Origin of the sequence: Pseudonocardia spirodelae, from assembly GCF_037727765.1 — a bacterium.
GTDB lineage: Bacteria > Actinomycetota > Actinomycetes > Mycobacteriales > Pseudonocardiaceae > Pseudonocardia > Pseudonocardia spirodelae.
The window spans coordinates 302,913-320,350 of sequence record NZ_JBBJUP010000004.1 but is presented as its reverse complement, the minus strand read 5'-3'; the positions used below and the strand labels follow the sequence as shown (position 1 = coordinate 320,350).

Sequence of the window (17,438 nt, the reverse complement as noted above, 5' to 3'; positions counted from 1 at the left end):
TCGTGCCCCCCCGGCGCAGGCACGCCTGGCGGGCCAGGGCGAGGCCGAGCCCGCGCCCGCCGATCTCGGCGGCCTTGGTGCTGAACCCGGCGCGGAACACCTCCTCCGCGAGCTCCGAGGCGATCCCCGGGCCGGAGTCGCGGACCTCCACCCAGACCTCGCCGTCGCCGGCGTCGCCGCCGCCGGCCAGGCCGATCTCGACGCGGCGCGGCCCGTCGTGGCCCGCGGTGGCGTCGACCGCGTTGTCGATCAGGTTCCCCAGGACGGTGACCAGGTCCGCGGACAGGTCGGGGTCGCGGACCGGGTCGGTCGGGTCGAGCCGGGTGTCGGGGTCGAGCGCGAGCTCGACGCCGCGCTCGGCGGCCCGGCTGTTCTTCGCCACCAGCAGCGCCGCGGTCGCCGCGTCGCCGACGCAGGTGGTCACCTCGCGCCGCCAGTCCTCCGAGGCCGCGACGATCCCGGCGACGAACCGGCGCACCTCCTCGTGCTCGCCGAGCTCGGTGAGCCCGGCGATGGTGTGCAGCCGGTTGGAGAACTCGTGGGCCTGCGCGCGGAGCGTGTCGGTGACGGTGTGCGAGGCGTCGAGCCGGTGCTGCAGCGTGGTGAGCTCGGTGCGGTCGCGCAGGGTGACCACGGCGCCGACCTCCTGGCCGTCGACGCGCACCGGCCGCCGGTTGAGCACCAGCGCGCGGGTGTCGCGCAGCACGAGCTGGTCCTCGCCGTCGGCGGCACCGGTGAGCACCTCGCGCAGCCGGTCGTCGAGCCCGAGGTCGGTGACGCGGTCGCCCTCGCGGGCCCCGGGCAGCTCCAGCAGCTCGCGGGCGACCGGGTTGAGCAGCGTGATCCGGTCCGCGGTGTCCAGCCCGACCACGCCCTCCTTGATCCCGAGCAGCATCGCCTCGCGGCGCTGCACCAGCTCGGCGATCTCCGCGGGCTCCAGCCCGAGGGTCTGGCGGCGGACCCGGCGGGCCAGCAGCAGCGACCCCGCGACGCCGACGCACAGCGCGAGCCCGAGCAACGCGACCGTCTCGGTGCGGGCCCCGGCCAGCGACTCCCACGGCGACGGGGCCCGGATCCCCGCCGACACCAGGCCCGCGACGGCCCCGCGGTCGTCGATCACCGGCACCTGCGCGACGACGGTGCGCCCGTCGGGGTTGCCGACCCAGGCCCGGCCCTGCGGCGCGGTGCTCGCGCCGGGGTCGAAGCGCTGCCGCACCCGTGACGGGTCCGGGGAGGTCCGCACGACCAGCCCGGCGTCGACGATCTCGATCTCGTCGGCGCCGGACAGGTTCTCCGCGCTGCGCGCGAACGAGGGCAGCAGGTCGTAGCGGCGGGTCTGCAGCGCCTCGCGCACGGTGGGGACCGAGGCGACGTCCTCGGCGACCGACAGCATCCGCCGCCCCTGGGTCTCGCGGAACGACTCCGCGGACTGCACCGCGGCGAGCGCGGCGACCGCCCCGAGCAGCACGAGCACGACCACCAGCTGCCAGAGCAGGAACTGGCGGGCCAGCGGTCCGCCCGTCCAGCCGGCGCCCCGTCGCATGCGGCCAGCCTAGGGCGCGGTGCCGACCGGATCACCTCCGCTGGACCGGGGGCCCGCCGGGCGCGAGACTCGACCCGGCAGCGGACGGCAGCAGGACGGGACGACCATGGCGCGCTCCCCGCGACGCCCCCGGGGCGTCCGTGCGGCCCTGCGGGCACCCCGCGGCCCGGTCGCGGCCCTCGTCGTGGTGCTGGCGCTGCTGGTCGCGGCCGTCGCCGTCCCGGCGGCCGCCGACGCGCTGTCCGGCGGCCGCGACGCTCCCGACGACCTGCGGATCCTGGTGCCGAACACGCCGGGCGGCGGCTACGACGTCACCGCCCGCAGCGCGGCGAGGGTGCTCGCCGACACCGGGCTGACCGGCCCGGTGGAGGTGTTCAACCTCCCCGGTGCGAGCGGCATCGCGGGCCTCGGCCGGGTCGTGAGCGAGCGCGGCAACGACCGGCTGCTGATGAGCACGGGGCTCGGCGTCGTCGGGTCGGCCGTGTCGCGGCGGGCCCCGGTGTCGCTCGCGGACACCACCCCGATCGCGCGGCTGACCGAGGAGACCGAGATCGTCGTCGTCCCGGCGGGGTCGCCCCACCGCGACGTCGGATCGCTGCTCGCGGCCTGGCGGGCCGACCCGGCGGGCACCGCCGTCGGCGGCGGGTCCTCGATCGGCGGCCCGGACCACCTGGCGACAATGCTGGTGGCCGAGGCGTCCGGGATCGCCCCGGCCCGCGTCGACTACCGGGTGAACGACGGCGGCGGCCCGCTGCTCGCCTCGGTGCTGCGCGGCGAGGTGGCGTTCGCCGTGTCCGGGCTCGGCGAGTTCGCCGACCAGATCGGCTCGGGCGACCTGCGGGTGCTCGCGGTCACCGCGGGCGAGCGCGTCCCCGGCCTCGACGTGCCGACGCTGCGCGAGTCCGGCGTCGACGTCGACGTCGTCAACTGGCGCGGGATCGTCGCCCCGCCCGGGCTCGCACCCGACGCGCGCGCCGAGCTGGAGGGGCTGGTCGCGGCGATGCGCGCGACCCCGGAGTGGCAGCAGGTGCTGCGCACCAACGGCTGGCACGACGCCTGGCTGCCCGGTGCGGCCTTCGCCCGGTTCACCGCCGACGAGACCACCCGCGTCCGGCGCATCCTGGGCGGACTCGGGCTCGGCTGAGCCGAGCGGGCGCCGGGTGCGCGAGGATCACCGCATGGGGTTCGACGCCGCCCGCGCGCTCGCCGAGACGCTGCTGGCCCACCAGCGCCCGCAGCTGTGGGAGCGCGCGCAGCGGGCGGCGATCGCGGCCCGCCCGCTGGCGCAGGAACGCGGCCTCGACCGGGACCTGCTGATGACGGCCGCGGTGCTGCACCCCGTGGGGCACTCCCCGGTCGCCCGGCGCACCGGTGACCCGCACCGCGACGGGGCCCGGTTCCTGCAGGTGCGCGGCGTCGACCCGCGGGTGGTCGCGCTCGTCGGCGGCGGCGGGGACCCCGCACTCGCCGCGGCGCTCGCCTCCTGCGTCGCCGCCGCCCGCGACGCGTCCGGCGCCGCGGGCTGAGCCCCGGGCCCGCCCGGATCGGCGCTCCGGCGCGACGCCGACCGTGTCGTCGCGCAATCCTGTGCGGGTGGCGATCACCGAGAGCCCGCGGCGGGTGCGCAGCCGGGTCGGCGACTGGCTCCTGCAGGACGCGCACCGGCCGCACCGGCACGGCCCGCACACCCGGCCCGCGCCGGAGCACCCGCGCCACCCCTGGTGGAAGGTCATGTGCCTGACCGGCGTGGACTACTTCTCCACGCTGGGCTACCAGCCGGGCATCGCGGCGCTCGCCGCCGGCGTGCTGTCCCCGGTCGCGACGGTCGTGCTGGTCGTCGTGACGCTGTGCGGCGCGCTGCCGGTCTACCGCCGCGTGGCCCGGGAGAGCCCGCACGGCGAGGGCTCGGTGGCGATGCTGGAGCGGCTGCTGCCCGGCTGGCGCGGGAAGGTGGCGGTGCTGGTCCTGCTGGGGTTCGCGGCGACCGACTTCCTCATCACCATGACCCTGTCCGCGGCCGACGCGACCGCGCACCTGGTGCAGAACCCGCTGGCCCCCGCGGTGCTGCAGGGGCAGAACGTGCCGATCACGCTGCTGCTGCTCGCGCTGCTCGGCGGGGTGTTCCTCGCCGGGTTCTCCGAGGCCGTCCGGATCGCGGTCGGGCTGGTCGCGCTCTACCTGGTCCTCAACGCCGTCGTCGTCGTCGACGGGCTGGCCCGGATCGTGACCGCGCCGCACGTCGTCGCGGACTGGTCGGCGCTGCTGGTCTCGCGCTACCCCGACCCGCTGCTGGTGGTGGCGGTCGCGCTGGTCGTGTTCCCGAAGCTGGCGCTGGGCCTGTCCGGCTTCGAGACGGGCGTGTCGGTGATGCCGCTGGTCCGCGGCCGCGACGGCGACACCGAGGAGGACCCGCGGGGCCGCATCGCCGGCACCCGGCGGCTGCTCACCACCGCCGCGACGATCATGAGCACCTTCCTCGTGACCTCCAGCGTGGTCACCGTGCTGCTGATCCCCGAGCAGGAGTTCGCCGCCGGCGGGCAGGCGAACGGGCGGGCGCTGGCCTACCTGGCCCACCGCGACCTGGGGAACGTGTTCGGCACGGTCTACGACCTGGCCACGATCGCGATCCTGTGGTTCGCCGGGGCCTCGGCGATGGCCGGGCTGCTGAACCTGGTGCCGCGGTTCCTGCCCCGCTACGGCATGGCGCCGTCCTGGGCGCGGGCGGCACGCCCGCTGGTGCTGGTCGTGCTCGTCGTCGCGTTCGTGGTCACCCTGCTCTTCGACGCCGACGTCGACGCCCAGGGCGGCGCCTACGCCACCGGGGTGCTGGTGCTGATGACCTCCGCGGCCGTCGCCGTCGCGCTGTCCGCGCGGCGCTCCAGCAGGCGTCCGGTGGTCGCCGGGTTCGCCGTGATCGCGGTGGTGTTCGTCTACACGACGATCGCCAACATCGTGGAGCGGCCGGAGGGAGTGAAGATCGCCGCCTGCTTCATCGGCGGGATCCTGCTGGTGTCACTGGCGTCGCGCACGCTGCGCGCCTTCGAGCTGCGCGTCACCGAGGTCGAGCTCGACGACACCGCGCTCGGGTTCCTCGACGAGTGCTCCGGCGACGGCCGCCCGCTGCGGCTGGTCGCGCACGAGCCCCGTCCCGGCGAGCGCGACAGCGCCGCCCGCGACGAGGAGTACCGCGCCAAGCTCGCCGAGGAGGCCGAGGACCACCACATCCCCTCCCCGGAGCGCGTGGTGCTCGTCGAGGTGACCGTCACCGACCCGTCGGAGTTCGAGTCCGGCATCGTCGTGCACGGGCAGCGGCGCGGCCCCTACCGGGTCCTGACGACGGCGGCGCCCTCGGTCCCCAACGCCATCGCGGCCCTGCTGCTGCACCTGCGCGACGTCGGCGGCACCGCACCGCACATCTACTTCGACTGGACCGAGGGCAACCCGGTGTCGCACTTCGGGCGCTACCTGTTCACCGGCGTCGGCGAGGTCGCCCCGATCACCCGGGAGATCCTGCGCGAGGCCGAGCCGGACCTCGCGCGCCGCCCGGTCGTCCACGTCGGCTGAGGGCGGGTCAGCCGAGCAGCTCCACCGGGACGTCGACGAGACGGCTGCGCAGGTACTCCCCCAGCCCCTTGGCCTGCGGGTCGGGCCGCGTCGAGCTGGCGACGCCGTCGCCGAGCAGCCCGTGCACGACGACGTTGACCGCGCGCAGGTTCGGCAGCCGGTGCACCGCGACCCCGAGCCCCGCGGCCTCCGCACCGAGCAGCTCTCGCACCCGCTCCGGGGTGAGGTACGCGTCGAGCCAGGCGTGCGCGGCGTCGTCGCGGGCCCAGACGCCGATGTTCGCGTCGCCGCCCTTGTCCCCGGACCGGGCACCCGCGACCGTCCCGAGCGGGACCCGCCGGGTCGCCCCCGCGCCCGGCCCGTCCCCGCGCGGCGCGCCGCCGGGCGGCCGTGGGCCCGGCCCCGGTACGGCGGCGGTCTCCGGCGGGTCGGGGACCACGTGCCGGGTCCCGTCGGGCAGCACCACCGTGTGGGTCACCGCCGCGCGCGGCACCGCGGCGGGCCGGTACACCCCGAACGCCGAGGCGTCGGTCGGCGGTGTGGTCGTGTGGAACCCGGCGTACCCGCCGAGCGCGAGCTGCATCGTCGCGTTCGAGAACGCCCGCCCGACGGTGCGCCGGTCCCGCCCCTTGACCGTGATCCGCAGGTGCGCGGTGGCCTCGGCGTTGCCCGCCGCGTCCGGGTGGTCGAAGCGCAGCAGCCGCACGTCGACCTCGTCGAAGGCGGACCGGTCGATGATCCCGAACAGCAGCTGCTCGGCGTGCGCGGCCTTGGCCTCGACGTCGAGACCGGTCAGGACCAGGGTCATCGTGTTGCGGTGGCCCGCGTCGTCGTTGAGGGCGACCTTCAGCGTCGGCGGGGGCGGGGTGCCGCGGACCCCGCCGATCGCGACCCGGTGCTCGCCGGCCGGTTCGAGGCGGACGGTGTCGAAGTGCGTGGTGACGTCCGGGCCGGGGTAGGCCGGCGGGCCGATCTCGTAGAGCAGCTGCGCGGTGACCGTCCCGACGGAGACCAGCCCGCCGCTGCCGTCCGGCTTGGTGATGACGCTGCTGCCGTCGGCGGCGACCTCGGCGATCGGGAAGCCGGGGTAGCGGCGGTCGGTGATCTCGTCGAGGAACGGGTAGTTGCCGCCGGTGGCCTGGGGGCCGCACTCGATCACGTGCCCGGCGACGACGGCGCCGGCCAGCGCGTCGAGGTCGCCCGGGCCCCAGCCGTGCCACCACGCGGCCGGCCCGCTGACCAGCGCGGCGTCGGTGACCCGCCCGGTGACGACGACGTCGGCCCCCGCGGCCAGCGCGGCGGTGATCCCCCACCCGCCGAGGTAGGCGTTGGCCGAGACCGGGTCCCCGGTGACCGGCGGGACGACCGCGCCCAGGTCGCCACGCAGGTCGTCGCCCTCGACGTGCGCGACACGGGCGTCGATCCCGAGCCGCCCGGCGACCTCGCGCACGGCGGCGGCGCAGCCCGCCGGGTCCAGCCCGCCTGCGTTGGCGACGATCCGGATCCCGCGCCGCACGCAGGTCCCGAGGATCTGCTCGACCTGGGAGAGGAAGGTGCGCGCCCAGCCGACGCCGCCCTCGCGGGCCTGCGCCTTCGCCAGGATCAGCATGGTGAGCTCGGCGAGGTAGTCCCCGCAGACGACGTCGACGTCGCCGGTCTCCACCATCTCGCGGGCGGCCTCGGGGCGGTCGCCGTAGAAGCCGGAGACGTTGCCGATCCGGACCGGGCGCGTCACCGGTGCGCCCCCCTCGCCCGCCCGGTGCCGGGTGCCCCGGCGAAGGCCTGCGCGATCCCCACCCACGCCGTCGCGGCGGGGCCGGTGACGGCCAGGTCGACGTCGTCGCGGTGCCGGCGCTGGGTGACGGCCAGGCAGAAGTCCAGTGCCGGGCCGGTGACGCGGTCGGCGGCGTCGGGCGGGCCCCACGTCCAGGTGTCCCCGCCGGGGGCGGCCAGCTCCACCCGCACCGGCTCCGGGGGGACGGGCCTGCCGTGCGCGGCGAAGCTGAACGCCCGGGCGCCGACGCCGATGTGCGCGACGTGGCGCAGCCGCGCCGTCGGCTCCCGCGTGACGCCGAGGGTGTCGGCGACGTCCTGCCCGTGCGCCCAGGTCTCCATGATCCGCGCGGTCAGCGACGACGCCGCGCTCATCGGCGGGCCGAACCACGGCACCCGCAGCGACGGGTCGAGCCCGCGGAACACCTCGACGAGGCGGCCGCGGGCGTCGTCGAACCAGGTGAGCAGCGCGGCCCCGGACAGGTCCCGGTACCCGGCGGCGATCGTGTCCGGGTCGACGCCGCCCGCGGCCGCGATGCGCGCGAGGTCGGCGCGGAACGCGTCGGGGTCGGTCGCCGACCGCACGGCGACGTCGTCGAAGTGCGCCAGGTGCGACACCTGGTCCCCGATCGTCCAGCCCACGGCCGGGGTGTCCCGGCGCCAGTCCTCGTCCGGCAGCGGCGCGAGCAGCACCCGCAGGTCCGCGGACTCCGCGGCGAGGTCGTCGGCGAGCGCCTGCATCGAGACCGGCATTCAGCGTCCCTTCCAGACCGGGGGCCGCCGGTCGGCGAACGCGGCGGGCCCCTCCTGTGCGTCCTGCGAGCGGTAGACCGGCTCCCAGATCTCCTCGGCCCGCTCGTAGGCCCGCTCGCGCGGGTAGGAGGCGGACAGGTACGCGGTGCGCTTGGCCGCCGCGACCGACAGCGGCGCGTTCGCCGCGATCCGCTCGCCGAGGTCCTGCGCGGCCGCGCGCAGCTCCGTGCCCGGCACGACCCGATTGACCAGCCCGGCCGCCAGCGCGCGGTGCGCGTCGATCGGGTCGCCGGTCAGCAGGATCTCGCAGGCCAGGCGCGGCGGAACCAGCCAGGACAGCGGCGCCGCCCACGGCGAGCCGCGCCCCACCTTCACCTCGCTGACCGCGAAGCGCGCGTGCTCGGCGGCGACGACGAGGTCGCACTGCTGGGCGAGCAGGAAGCCCCCGGCGACGGCGGCGCCGTTGACGGCGGCGATCGTCGGCTTGGGCACGTCGACGTTGCGCCCGAACTGGGGCAGGAAGTCCGGCGGCGGGACCGTCAGCGCCGTCGACGCCATCTCCTTGAGGTCCCCGCCGGCGCAGAACGCCCGGTCCCCCGCCCCGGTCAGGACGAGCACGGCGGCGGAGTCGTCGTCGTTGAAGCGGCGCACACCGGCCCACAGCCCGGCGCGGACCTCGGCCGACAGCGCGTTGCGGGCCCCGGGGCGGTCGATGGTCAGCCACGCGACGGGGCCGTCGAGCTCGTAGCGGACGCTCACGACGCGTCCTCCGGCCCGGTGACCACGGCCAGCACCTGCCCGGCGTCGACCTGGTCGCCGGCGGCGACGCGCAGCTCACCGAGCACGCCGTCACCGGGCGCGGCGACGGTGTGCTCCATCTTCATCGCCTCCAGCACGACCAGCGGCTGCCCGGCGGTGACCGGGTCGCCGGCCGCGGCGAGGACCCGGACCACCGAGCCGGGCATCGGGGCGAGCAGCGACCCGGCGTGCGCGACGGCGTTCGGGTCGGCGAAGCGCGGCACCCGTTCCAGGGCGAGGGAGCCGTCGGGCCCGTCCACCCAGGACGTCGTGCCGGTGTCGTGCACGGCGTAGGTGCGGCGCACGCCGGCGACCTCCAGGACGACCTCGTCCGGTGTCACCGACACCGGGACGGCCGCCAGCGCCTCGCCGTCGACGGACAGGTCCGCGCCGTCGCGGCGCAGCCGGTAGGCGACGGTCGTCTCCCGGTCCCCGCGCCGGAACGTCACCCGCCGGGCGGCGCCGCCGACGTTGCGCCAGCCCGAGGGCATGCCCGCCAGCACGGTCGCGTCGCGGCGGTGCGCGGCCTGCAGGGCGAGCGCGGCCGCGACGGCGTGCCGGGCGCCGTCGTCGGCGACGGTGCCCGCGCCGAGCGCGCGCGGGTCGTGCCGGGTGAGGAACCCGGTGTCGGTGTCCCCGGCGAGGAACGCGGGCGAGCGCAGGATCCCGACGAGCAGATCGCGGTTGGTGGCGACCCCGTGCAGCGACGCCCCGGCCAGCGACCGGGCGAGCGCGCGCGCCGCCGACGCCCGGTCCGGCCCGTGCGCGATCACCTTCGCGAGCATCGGGTCGTAGTGCGGGGACACCACCGACCCGTCCTCGACGCCGGTGTCCACGCGCACCGGGCCCCCCACGTCGAAGCGGGCGACGGTGCCGGTCGCGGGCAGGTGGTCGCCCCCGGCGGTGACGGTCTCGGCGTAGAGCCGCACCTCGACGGCGTGCCCGGTGATCGTCGCGTCGCGCACCCGCGGGCCGAGCGGGGCGCCCTCGGCGACCCGGATCTGCTCCTCGACCAGGTCCAGCCCGGTGACGAGCTCGGTGACCGGGTGCTCCACCTGCAGCCGGGTGTTGACCTCCAGGAAGAAGAACCCGTCGCCGGAGCGGTCGAGCACGAACTCGACGGTCCCCGCCCCGGTGTAGCCGATCGCCTCGCCCGCCGCGACGGCCGCCTTGCCCAGCTCGGCGCGCAGCTCCGGGGTCACCGCAGGCGACGGGCACTCCTCCACGATCTTCTGGTAGCGGCGCTGGATGGAGCACTCCCGCTCGAACAGGTGCACGACGGCGCCGTGGGCGTCGCCGAGGATCTGCACCTCGACGTGGCGCGGGTCGACCAGGAAGCGCTCCAGGAACACCAGGCCGTCGCCGAACGCCGCGGCGGCCTCGCGGCGGGCGGACTCCACCGCGGCGGCCAGCCCGGCGGGCTCGTGCACGACCCGCATCCCGCGACCGCCGCCACCGTAGGCCGCCTTGACCAGCAGCGGGAACCCGACCTCGGCGCCCGCCGCGGCGAGGTCGGTGTCCGGCCCGACGGTGACGCCGGGCAGCACCGGCACCCCGGCCGCGGCCATCAGCGCCTTCGCCTCGACCTTGGAGCCCATCGCCGCGATCGCCTCCGGCGACGGCCCCACGAACGTCAGGCCGGCGGCCGCGCAGTCCCGGGCGAAGCCGGCGTTCTCCGAGAGGAACCCGTACCCCGGGTGGACGGCGTCGGCGCCGGTGGCCAGCGCCGCGGCGACCACGAGGTCGCCGCGCAGGTAGGTGTCGGCCGGGGCGGTGCCGGGCAGGCGCACCGCCTCGTCGGCGGTGCGGACGAACGGCGCGCCGGCGTCGGCGTCGGAGAACACCGCGACGGTGGCGATGCCGAGCCGGTGCGCGGTCCGCTGCACGCGCGCGGCGATCTCGCCGCGGTTGGCGACCAGGAGCTTGGTGATCATGGCGCTCACATCCGGAAGACGCCGAAGCCCCGGCGCCCCTCGATCCGCTGGTTGTGCACCGCCGACAGCGACATGCCCAGCACGGTGCGGGTGTCGCGGGGGTCGACGATGCCGTCGTCGTAGAGCCGTGCGGTGATGTGGAACGCGTGCGACTCGGCCTCGATCTGGGCCTCGATCGCCGCGGTCCGGGCGGCGTCGGCCGCCTCGTCGTAGGGCCGGCCCTGGCTCGCCGCCGAGGCCCGCCCGACGATCGACATGACCCCGGCGAGCTGGGCGGCGCCCATCACCGCGAGCTTGGCGCTCGGCCAGGCGAACATCAGGCGCGGGTCGTAGGCGCGCCCGGACATGCCGTAGTTCCCGGCCCCGAACGAGGACGCCATGTTGACCGTCAGGTGCGGCACCGTGGAGTTGGTGACGGCGTTGATCATCTTGGCGCCGTCCTTGATGATCCCGCCCTGCTCGTAGCTGGTGCCGACCATGTAGCCGGTGGTGTTCTGCAGGAACACCAGCGGGGTGTCGGTCTGGTTGGCGAGCAGGATGAACTCGGTGGCCTTCTTGGCCTCCTCGCTGAACAGCACGCCGCGGTGGTTGGCGAGCACGCCGACCGGGTAGCCGTGGATCCGCGCCCAGCCGGTGACCAGGCTCGTCCCGTACAGCGGCTTGTACTCGTCGAACTCCGAGCCGTCGACGACGCGGGCGAGCACCTCGCGCGGGTCGAACGGGATCTTCGACTCCGGCGGGAGCAGCCCGAGGATCTCCTCCGGGTCGTGCACCGGGTCGGCGGGCGCGGCGGCCGGGGCGGGCCCGAGCTTGCGCCAGTTGAACCGGGCGACGATGTCGCGGCCGATCCGGATCGCGTCCGGCTCGTCGACGGCGAAGTGGTCCGAGAGCCCCGAGACGCGCGAGTGCATCCCGGCGCCGCCGAGGGACTCGTCGTCGGCGTCCTCGCCGGTCGCCATCCGCACCAGCGGCGGCCCGCCGAGGAACACCTTGGCGCCCTTGTCGACCAGCACCGCGTGGTCGCACATGCCGGGCACGTACGCGCCGCCCGCGGTGGCGTTGCCGAACACCAGCGCGACGGTCGGGATGCCCAGCGACGAGAGCTCGGTCAGCTCGTGGAAGATCCGCCCGGCCGGGACGAACAGCTCGGCCTGGGTGGGCAGGTCGGCCCCGCCGGACTCGACGAGGTTGACCACCGGCAGCCGGTTGAGCCGCGCGATCTCCAGCGCGCGCAGCGTCTTGCGCAGCGAGTACGGGTTCATCGCCCCGCCGCGCACGGTCGGGTCGTGCCCGATCACGACGACCTCCACGCCGGACACCACGCCGATGCCGGTGAGGATCGACGCGCCGACGGTGAAGTCGGTGCCCCAGGCGGCGAGCGCGGACAGCTCCAGGAACGGCGAGTCCGGGTCGAGCAGCAGCTCCAGACGCTCGCGGACCGGCAGCTTGCCGCGGTCGCGGTGGCGCGCGGTGTACCGCTCGCCGCCCCCGGCGACGACCTTCTCCAGTTCGGCGTCCAGCGCGGCGATCGCGTCGAGCTGCACGGCCCGGTTGCGGGCGTACTCCGCGGACCCGGTGTCGAGTGCGGAACGCAGGACCGGCATCAGCGCCCTCCGTAGTGGCCGGTGTGCGCGTCGCGCACGACGTTCTTGCGGATCTTCCCGGTGGAGGTGCGCGGCAGCTCGTCGACGACGATCACCGACTTCGGCACCTTGTAGCCGTCGAGGTGCCCCTTCAGCGCGGCGACCAGGGCGTCCGGGTCGATCGTGGCGCCCGGGCGGGGCACGACGACCGCGGTGACCGCCTCGCTCCACCGCGCGTGCGGCAGCCCGACGACGACCACCTCCGCGACGTCCGGGGCGGCGGCGTGGACGGCGCGCTCGACCTCCAGCGACGCGACGTTCTCCCCGCCGGTCTTGATGACGTCCTTGGAGCGGTCGGCGAACCACAGCACGCCGTCCTCGCCGAAGGACCCGATGTCCCCGGAGTGGAACCAGCCGTGCCGGAACGCCTCGTCGGTGGCCGCCTCGTCGTCGAGGTAGCCGGTCATGGTGGACGGCCCGCGGTAGACGATCTCGCCCTGCTCGCCCGCACCGAGCAGCGCGCCGCCCTCGTCCATGATCGCGACCTGCACCCCGGTGATCGGGGTGCCGACGGCGCCGACGTGGCTGAGCTGGTGCTCGGGGCGGAACAGCGTCGTGCACGGGCTCATCTCGGTCTGCCCGAACAGCAGCGCGAAGTCGCAGCCGAACCCGTCGAGGCAGGCCCGGATCAGCGGCTCGGGCATCGGCGCCATCGCGTACACCGCGCGGCGCAGCGACGACAGGTCGCGCCCGGCGAACGACGCGTGCTCCAGCGCGGCCCGGTACATCATCGGCAGCCCGAACACCTGGGTGATCCGCTCGCACTCGACCGTGTCGAGGAACGCGCCCGGCTCGAAGCCGCGGGCCACGTGGATCGTCGCGCCGAGGAGCACCGCGGGCGTGCAGAACGCGTTCAGCTGCGCGGTGTGGAACATCGGCATCATCGCCAGGAACCGGTCGGCCGCCGACCAGCCCGAGTCCAGCGCCGCGGAGAACGACTCCATGGTGATCGCCAGGTGCGAGGTCGCGACGCCCTTGGGGAACGACGTGGTGCCCGAGGTGTAGAGGTAGGACAGCGGGTCGCGGTCCTCGACGAGCACCTCGACCGGGCCGCCGCCGGTCTCCAGCTCCGCCAGCGGGGTCCCGCCGCCGGACGGGCCGCCGGTCCCGGGGGCGACGAACACGTCCGCGACCGCGGGCACCTGCGCCCACGCCGGGGCGAGCGCCGCCACCAGCTGGGACTCGACGACGATCCCGCGGGCCCGGGAGTGGCCGAGCACCCAGGCGACCTCGTCGGGGCGCCAGCCCGGGTTGACCGGCACGCACACCAGGCCCAGGCGGGCGCAGGCGTAGTAGACGGCGAGGAACTCCGCGCTGTTGCCCGAGGCCAGCGCCAGCGCGTCGCCGCGGGCGTACCCGCGGGCGGCCAGGCCGCGGGCCAGCCGCGACACCCAGGCGTCGAGCTCGGGGTAGGTCAGGGACCGGTCGCCGTCGACGACGGCGACCTGCGCCGGTCGCGCGGCCGCGCTGCGGGTCAGCGCGTCGGCGACGTTGACCCGGCCGATGAGGTTGCGCTGCAGGCGGTCCATCAGTACGACCGCGGCAGGCCGAGCCCGTGCTGGGCGACGTGGTTGAGGATCATCTCGCGGTTCACCGGCGCGACCTGCATGAGCCGGGCCATCCCCCAGTACGGGATCAGCCCGTACTCGGCGGCCAGCCCGTTGCCGCCGTGGGTCTGCATGGCGGCCTCGACGGCGTGCGTCGCGGCCTCCGCGGCGGCGTACTTGGCCATGTTGGACTCCTCGCCCGCGGGCATCCCGCGGTCGTGCAGCCAGGCCGCCTTGCGGGTCATCAGCGCGGCCAGCTCGGTCTCGATCCGGGCCCGCGCCAGCGGGTGCGCGACGCCCTGGTGGGCGCCGATCGGGACGTCCCAGACCTGGCGGGTGCGGGCGTACTCGGCGGCCCTGCCCAGCGCGAAGCGGGCGATGCCGACACCGAGCGCGGCGCCGGTGATGCGCTCGGGGTTGAGCCCGCGGAAGACCTGGCGGAAGCCGTCGCCCTCGGCGCCGACCAGGTTCCCGGCCGGGACGCGGACGCCGTCGAAGTGCAGGACGTGCTGCTTGTCCGGCGCGATCAGGTCGACCGGCAGCGGCGTGCGGACCAGCCCGGGGCTGTCGACGGGCACGACGAACAGGCTGAGCTGCGCCCGGCCGCCCTCGCCGCGCCCGGTGCGGGCGACGACGAGGACGGCCTCGGCGTCGTCGGTGCCGGAGATGTAGTGCTTGGTGCCGTGCAGCACCCAGTCGTCGCCGTCGCGCTCGGCGCGGGTCGCCATCCGGTGGGTGTTGGACCCCGCGTCCGGCTCGGTGATCGCGAAGACGACCTTGGTCGAGCCGTCGGCGAGGCCGGGCAGCCAGCGCCGGCGCAGCTCCTCGGAGCCGAACTCGCCGATCACCTCGGCCGAGATGGCCGCGGAGACCAGCACCAGCAGCAGCGGGGCGCCCTGCGCGGCGGCCTCCTCGCACACCACCGACAGCTCCACGAGCCCGCCGCCCCCGCCGCCGTAGGACTCGGCGACGTTGACGCCGAGGAACCCGGCCTCGCCCATCGCCGTCCACAGCTCGTGGGTGTGCCGGCCCTCCCGGGCGCAGCGCAGGTAGTACTCGCTGCCGAACTTCCCCGCGATGGCCGCCACGGCCGCCCGCAGGTCGCGTTCCTCGTCGGTCTCGCCGAAGTCCACACCGACTCCTAGTGATCAGCGGTTCACTTGTGGCGGACCGTACCGTGCGGCTGCCATGCTGACCAGATGCCGAGCCGGAGCACCTCCGCGACCGACGGACCGACCCGCCGCCGGGACCCGGACCGCGGCGAGCGGATCCTGGAGGCCGCGGCGCGGCTCGCGGCCGGACGCGGGTTCCACGCCGTCGGGATGGCCGAGATCGGCGCCGAGGCCGGCATCGTCGGGTCCGGCGTCTACCGGCACTTCTCCTCCAAGGAGGCATTGCTGCTCGCCCTGCTCGACCGCGGCATGGGCCGGCTCGAGGCGTCGGCGGCCGCCGCGCTCGCGGCCGGGCGCGGCGACCGCGAGACGCTGTCCGTGCTGGTGGACGACCACATCCGGCTCGTCGTGGAGAACCGCGCGGAGTTCGCCGTCTACTACGGCGAGGCGCACACCCTGCCCGAGGACGCGCGCCGCGCGCTGCGCCGCCGGCAGCGCCACCACGTCGAGGACTGGGTGCACGTGCTGGCACCGCTGCGCCCCGACCTCGCCGACGGCGAGCTGCGCGTGCTGGTCCACGCCTGCGTCGGCGCGATCCAGTCGACGCTGTTCTTCCACAGCGGGCTCGACCACGCCCACCTCGCGGCGCTGCTGGCGCAGCTGGCCCACGGGCTGCTCGGCGTCGAGGCCGCGGGCCGGCGCCGGGTCGCACCGGAGTGAACCGCCGTTGATTCCGGGCCTTGCCCGCGTGGTCCACGTCACGCCATAGTGGCGGCCGTCCCCGACGGCGAAGGAGCCGGCTCCATGAGCGAGACGATCCCCGCGGGCCTGCCCCGGCACCCCCACGGCACGGCGCCGCCGGAGGGGATCGACGTCGAGACGCTGCGCGGGCGGCGCGCCACCCACCGCTGGGAGCGCACCAGCGCCGGCGACGTCCTGGAGCGGCTGACCTGGAGCCGTCCGGACCAGGTCGTGCTCACCGCCGCGCCGGGCGCCTGCGGCGACGGGCGCTTCGCCGCCGTCACCGCCCGGGAGGGCGACGCCGCGGCGAACATGTTCGCCCACGCCCTGCTCGCCGCGGGCCTGGTGCCCGGCGACCGGGTGCTGCTGGTCTGCGAGAACTCCGTCGAGGCGTACCTGGCCAAGATCGGGATCGCCAAGGCCGGGATGGTCGCCGCGCCGGTGAACCCGGGGCTGGCCCCCGACGTCCTCGGCGCGCTCGTCGACCGGGTCGGGCCCCGGTTCGCCGTGGTCGACGCCGAGCTGTGGCCGCGGGTGGCGGACGTGTTCGCCGGGCGCGGGCTCGCCGTCGGCGCCACGATCACGATCGGCGGCGGCCCGGTCGCGGGCTCGCCGTCGTTCACCGCGCTGCTGGACGGCCTGCCGGACACCGAGCCGGACGTCGCGATCCACGGCGACGACGTGTACGAGCTGCTGTTCACCTCGGGCACCACCGCGCTGCCCAAGGCGGTGATGATCTCCCACCAGTACGCCCAGACGGCCGGGCTGAACTTCGCGCTGTCGCTCTCGCGCGGGCTGCGCCACGAGACCGACCTCGTGCTCGCCACGTTCCTGCCGGTGGTCTACCACGTCGGCGACGTCATCTTCCCGAACGCGGCGCTGCTCGCCGGCGGCGCGGTCGTGCTGGGTCGCCGCCCGGTACCGGCCGACGTCGCCGCGGCCGTCGCGGCGCACCGCGCGACCGCGCTCTGGGCCGGGTCGCCGCAGTTCGCCGGGCTGCTCGCCGACACCCTCGACGCCGACCCGGACCTCGACTGGTCCGCGCTGACCACGCTCGTCTACGGCTGGGGCGCCCTGTCCCCCGACCTGCTGCGGCGCCTGGAGCGCCGGTGCGCCCCCGGCCTGGTGACGCTGGGGATCTTCGGGCAGACCGAGGCCATCGCGTGCCACCGGTTCTGGCCGAGCCGCCGGCCGGACACCCACGCCGCGAGCGCCCCGTCGGTCAACTACGTCGGCGTCCCCAGCGGCCTGCTCGCCTCCGACGTCGTCGACGAGCTCGGCGAGCCGGTGCGCGGCGAGCCCGGCGAGGCCGTCTACCGCTCCCCCGTGATGACGGCCGGCTACTACCGCGACCCGGACGCGACGCGCGAGGCGTTCCGCGGCGGCTGGTTCCACTCCGGGGACTCCGCCCTCGTCGACGACGACGGCCTGCGCGTCATGGTCGACCGGTACAAGGACATCGTGAAGACCGGCGGGGAGAACGTGTCCTCGATGCGGGTGGAGGCGGTGCTGCACACCCACCCCGCCGTCGCGCGGGCCGCGGTGGTCGGGCTGCCGCACGAGCGGTGGGGCGAGGCCGTGACCGCCGTCGTCGTGCCCGCGCCGGGGGCCGAGCCCGACCCCGCGGACCTCATCGCCCACTGCCGGGAGCGGCTCGCCGGGTTCGAGACGCCGAAGGCGGTGCTCGTGGTCGACGCGCTGCCCGAGACCGTCGGCGGCAAGGTGCTGAAGTACCGGCTGCGCGCGCGGCACGGGGACCTCTACACGACGTGATCTCCCGCGCCCACGGTTGACAACGACCGGGCCGCGCCTGTTCGGTGGAAGCGTGACCGGTTTCCTGCTGACGCGTCGCCGTCACGTCGACCACCAGGTCGTCGTGAGCCAGGCCTGTCGCTGATCACGCGTCCCAGGTCCGTTTTCTCTCTTTCCCCCTTTTTCCGGGCGCTCTCGCGCGCCCCGTCCCGCCGTACCCGGCGGACGATCCCGAGGAGACCCACCGTGTCCGACGAGCTCGACACCACCCTGAACGC

13 protein-coding genes are annotated in these 17,438 nt (G+C 75.8%); 5 read left to right on the top strand and 8 right to left on the bottom strand.

The features are described from left to right. On the bottom strand, positions 1-1,543 hold a 1,543-nt coding region (locus tag WJX68_RS07145), incomplete at its 3' end, for a sensor histidine kinase (protein WP_340287231.1). Between the two features lie 190 nt (positions 1,544-1,733). On the opposite strand from WJX68_RS07145, the gene WJX68_RS07140 reads away from it, so the two are divergent. The 3 genes from WJX68_RS07140 to WJX68_RS07130 all read left to right on the top strand — a co-directional run bounded on the left by WJX68_RS07140 (position 1,734) and on the right by WJX68_RS07130 (position 5,107). Next, a complete protein-coding gene (locus tag WJX68_RS07140) occupies positions 1,734-2,687 on the top strand; it encodes a Bug family tripartite tricarboxylate transporter substrate binding protein (protein WP_422785667.1) in 954 nt (317 codons plus the stop codon). A gap of 34 nt (positions 2,688-2,721) precedes the next feature. Beyond that, positions 2,722-3,069, top strand: a complete 348-nt coding sequence (locus tag WJX68_RS07135) for an HDOD domain-containing protein (protein WP_340287229.1) — start codon at positions 2,722-2,724, stop codon at positions 3,067-3,069. A gap of 67 nt (positions 3,070-3,136) precedes the next feature. Next, a complete protein-coding gene (locus tag WJX68_RS07130; RefSeq protein ID WP_340287227.1) occupies positions 3,137-5,107 on the top strand; it encodes an amino acid transporter in 1,971 nt (656 codons plus the stop codon). Positions 5,108-5,114: 7 nt separating this feature from the next. On the opposite strand, the gene WJX68_RS07125 is transcribed toward WJX68_RS07130, so the two are convergent. The 7 genes from WJX68_RS07125 to WJX68_RS07095 are packed head-to-tail and all read right to left on the bottom strand — an operon-like array spanning position 5,115 to position 14,688. Further along, positions 5,115-6,842 carry an acyclic terpene utilization AtuA family protein gene (locus WJX68_RS07125; RefSeq protein WP_340287225.1) on the bottom strand — a complete coding sequence of 576 codons (1,728 nt, stop codon included), beginning with the start codon at positions 6,840-6,842 and terminating at the stop codon, positions 5,115-5,117. Beyond that, the gene (locus WJX68_RS07120) at positions 6,839-7,633 is read right to left on the bottom strand and encodes a TIGR03084 family metal-binding protein (RefSeq protein WP_340287223.1); all 795 of its coding nucleotides are present in this window, start codon (positions 7,631-7,633) and stop codon (positions 6,839-6,841) included. Before WJX68_RS07120 ends, WJX68_RS07125 begins: the two co-directional genes overlap by 4 nt. Further along, positions 7,634-8,392: an enoyl-CoA hydratase/isomerase family protein gene (locus tag WJX68_RS07115; protein ID WP_340287221.1), complete on the bottom strand. Its 759-nt coding sequence runs from the start codon at positions 8,390-8,392 to the stop codon at positions 7,634-7,636. It abuts the gene before it with no gap. Further along, a complete protein-coding gene (locus tag WJX68_RS07110) occupies positions 8,389-10,365 on the bottom strand; it encodes an ATP-binding protein (RefSeq protein ID WP_340287219.1) in 1,977 nt (658 codons plus the stop codon). Before WJX68_RS07110 ends, WJX68_RS07115 begins: the two co-directional genes overlap by 4 nt. Positions 10,366-10,370: 5 nt before the next feature. Further along, positions 10,371-11,969: an acyl-CoA carboxylase subunit beta gene (locus WJX68_RS07105; RefSeq protein WP_340287218.1), complete on the bottom strand. Its 1,599-nt coding sequence runs from the start codon at positions 11,967-11,969 to the stop codon at positions 10,371-10,373. After that, positions 11,969-13,537, bottom strand: coding sequence for an AMP-binding protein (locus tag WJX68_RS07100; protein WP_340287216.1), 1,569 nt, complete (start codon positions 13,535-13,537; stop codon positions 11,969-11,971). Before WJX68_RS07100 ends, WJX68_RS07105 begins: the two co-directional genes overlap by 1 nt. Beyond that, positions 13,537-14,688: an acyl-CoA dehydrogenase family protein gene (locus WJX68_RS07095; protein WP_340287215.1), complete on the bottom strand. Its 1,152-nt coding sequence runs from the start codon at positions 14,686-14,688 to the stop codon at positions 13,537-13,539. Before WJX68_RS07095 ends, WJX68_RS07100 begins: the two co-directional genes overlap by 1 nt. Positions 14,689-14,754: 66 nt before the next feature. On the opposite strand from WJX68_RS07095, the gene WJX68_RS07090 reads away from it, so the two are divergent. Both WJX68_RS07090 and WJX68_RS07085 read left to right on the top strand, forming a co-directional pair. Further along, on the top strand, positions 14,755-15,387 hold the full coding sequence (locus WJX68_RS07090; RefSeq protein ID WP_340287213.1) for a TetR/AcrR family transcriptional regulator: 633 nt from the start codon (positions 14,755-14,757) through the stop codon (positions 15,385-15,387). Between the two features lie 84 nt (positions 15,388-15,471). Beyond that, on the top strand, positions 15,472-17,181 hold the full coding sequence (locus tag WJX68_RS07085) for an AMP-binding protein (protein WP_340287211.1): 1,710 nt from the start codon (positions 15,472-15,474) through the stop codon (positions 17,179-17,181). The last annotated feature ends 257 nt before the right edge of the window (positions 17,182-17,438 follow it).

Bases quoted from the DNA above. Each gene is read 5' to 3' on its own strand.
- WJX68_RS07135 (WP_340287229.1), top strand. From the start codon at position 2,722: ATGGGGTTCGACGCCGCCCGCGCGCTCGCCGAGACGCTGCTGGCCCAC.
- WJX68_RS07120 (WP_340287223.1), bottom strand. From the start codon at position 7,633: ATGCCGGTCTCGATGCAGGCGCTCGCCGACGACCTCGCCGCGGAGTCC.
- WJX68_RS07110 (WP_340287219.1), bottom strand. From the start codon at position 10,365: ATGATCACCAAGCTCCTGGTCGCCAACCGCGGCGAGATCGCCGCGCGC.
- WJX68_RS07105 (WP_340287218.1), bottom strand. From the start codon at position 11,969: ATGCCGGTCCTGCGTTCCGCACTCGACACCGGGTCCGCGGAGTACGCC.
- WJX68_RS07100 (WP_340287216.1), bottom strand. From the start codon at position 13,537: ATGGACCGCCTGCAGCGCAACCTCATCGGCCGGGTCAACGTCGCCGAC.
- WJX68_RS07090 (WP_340287213.1), top strand. From the start codon at position 14,755: ATGCCGAGCCGGAGCACCTCCGCGACCGACGGACCGACCCGCCGCCGG.
- WJX68_RS07085 (WP_340287211.1), top strand. From the start codon at position 15,472: ATGAGCGAGACGATCCCCGCGGGCCTGCCCCGGCACCCCCACGGCACG.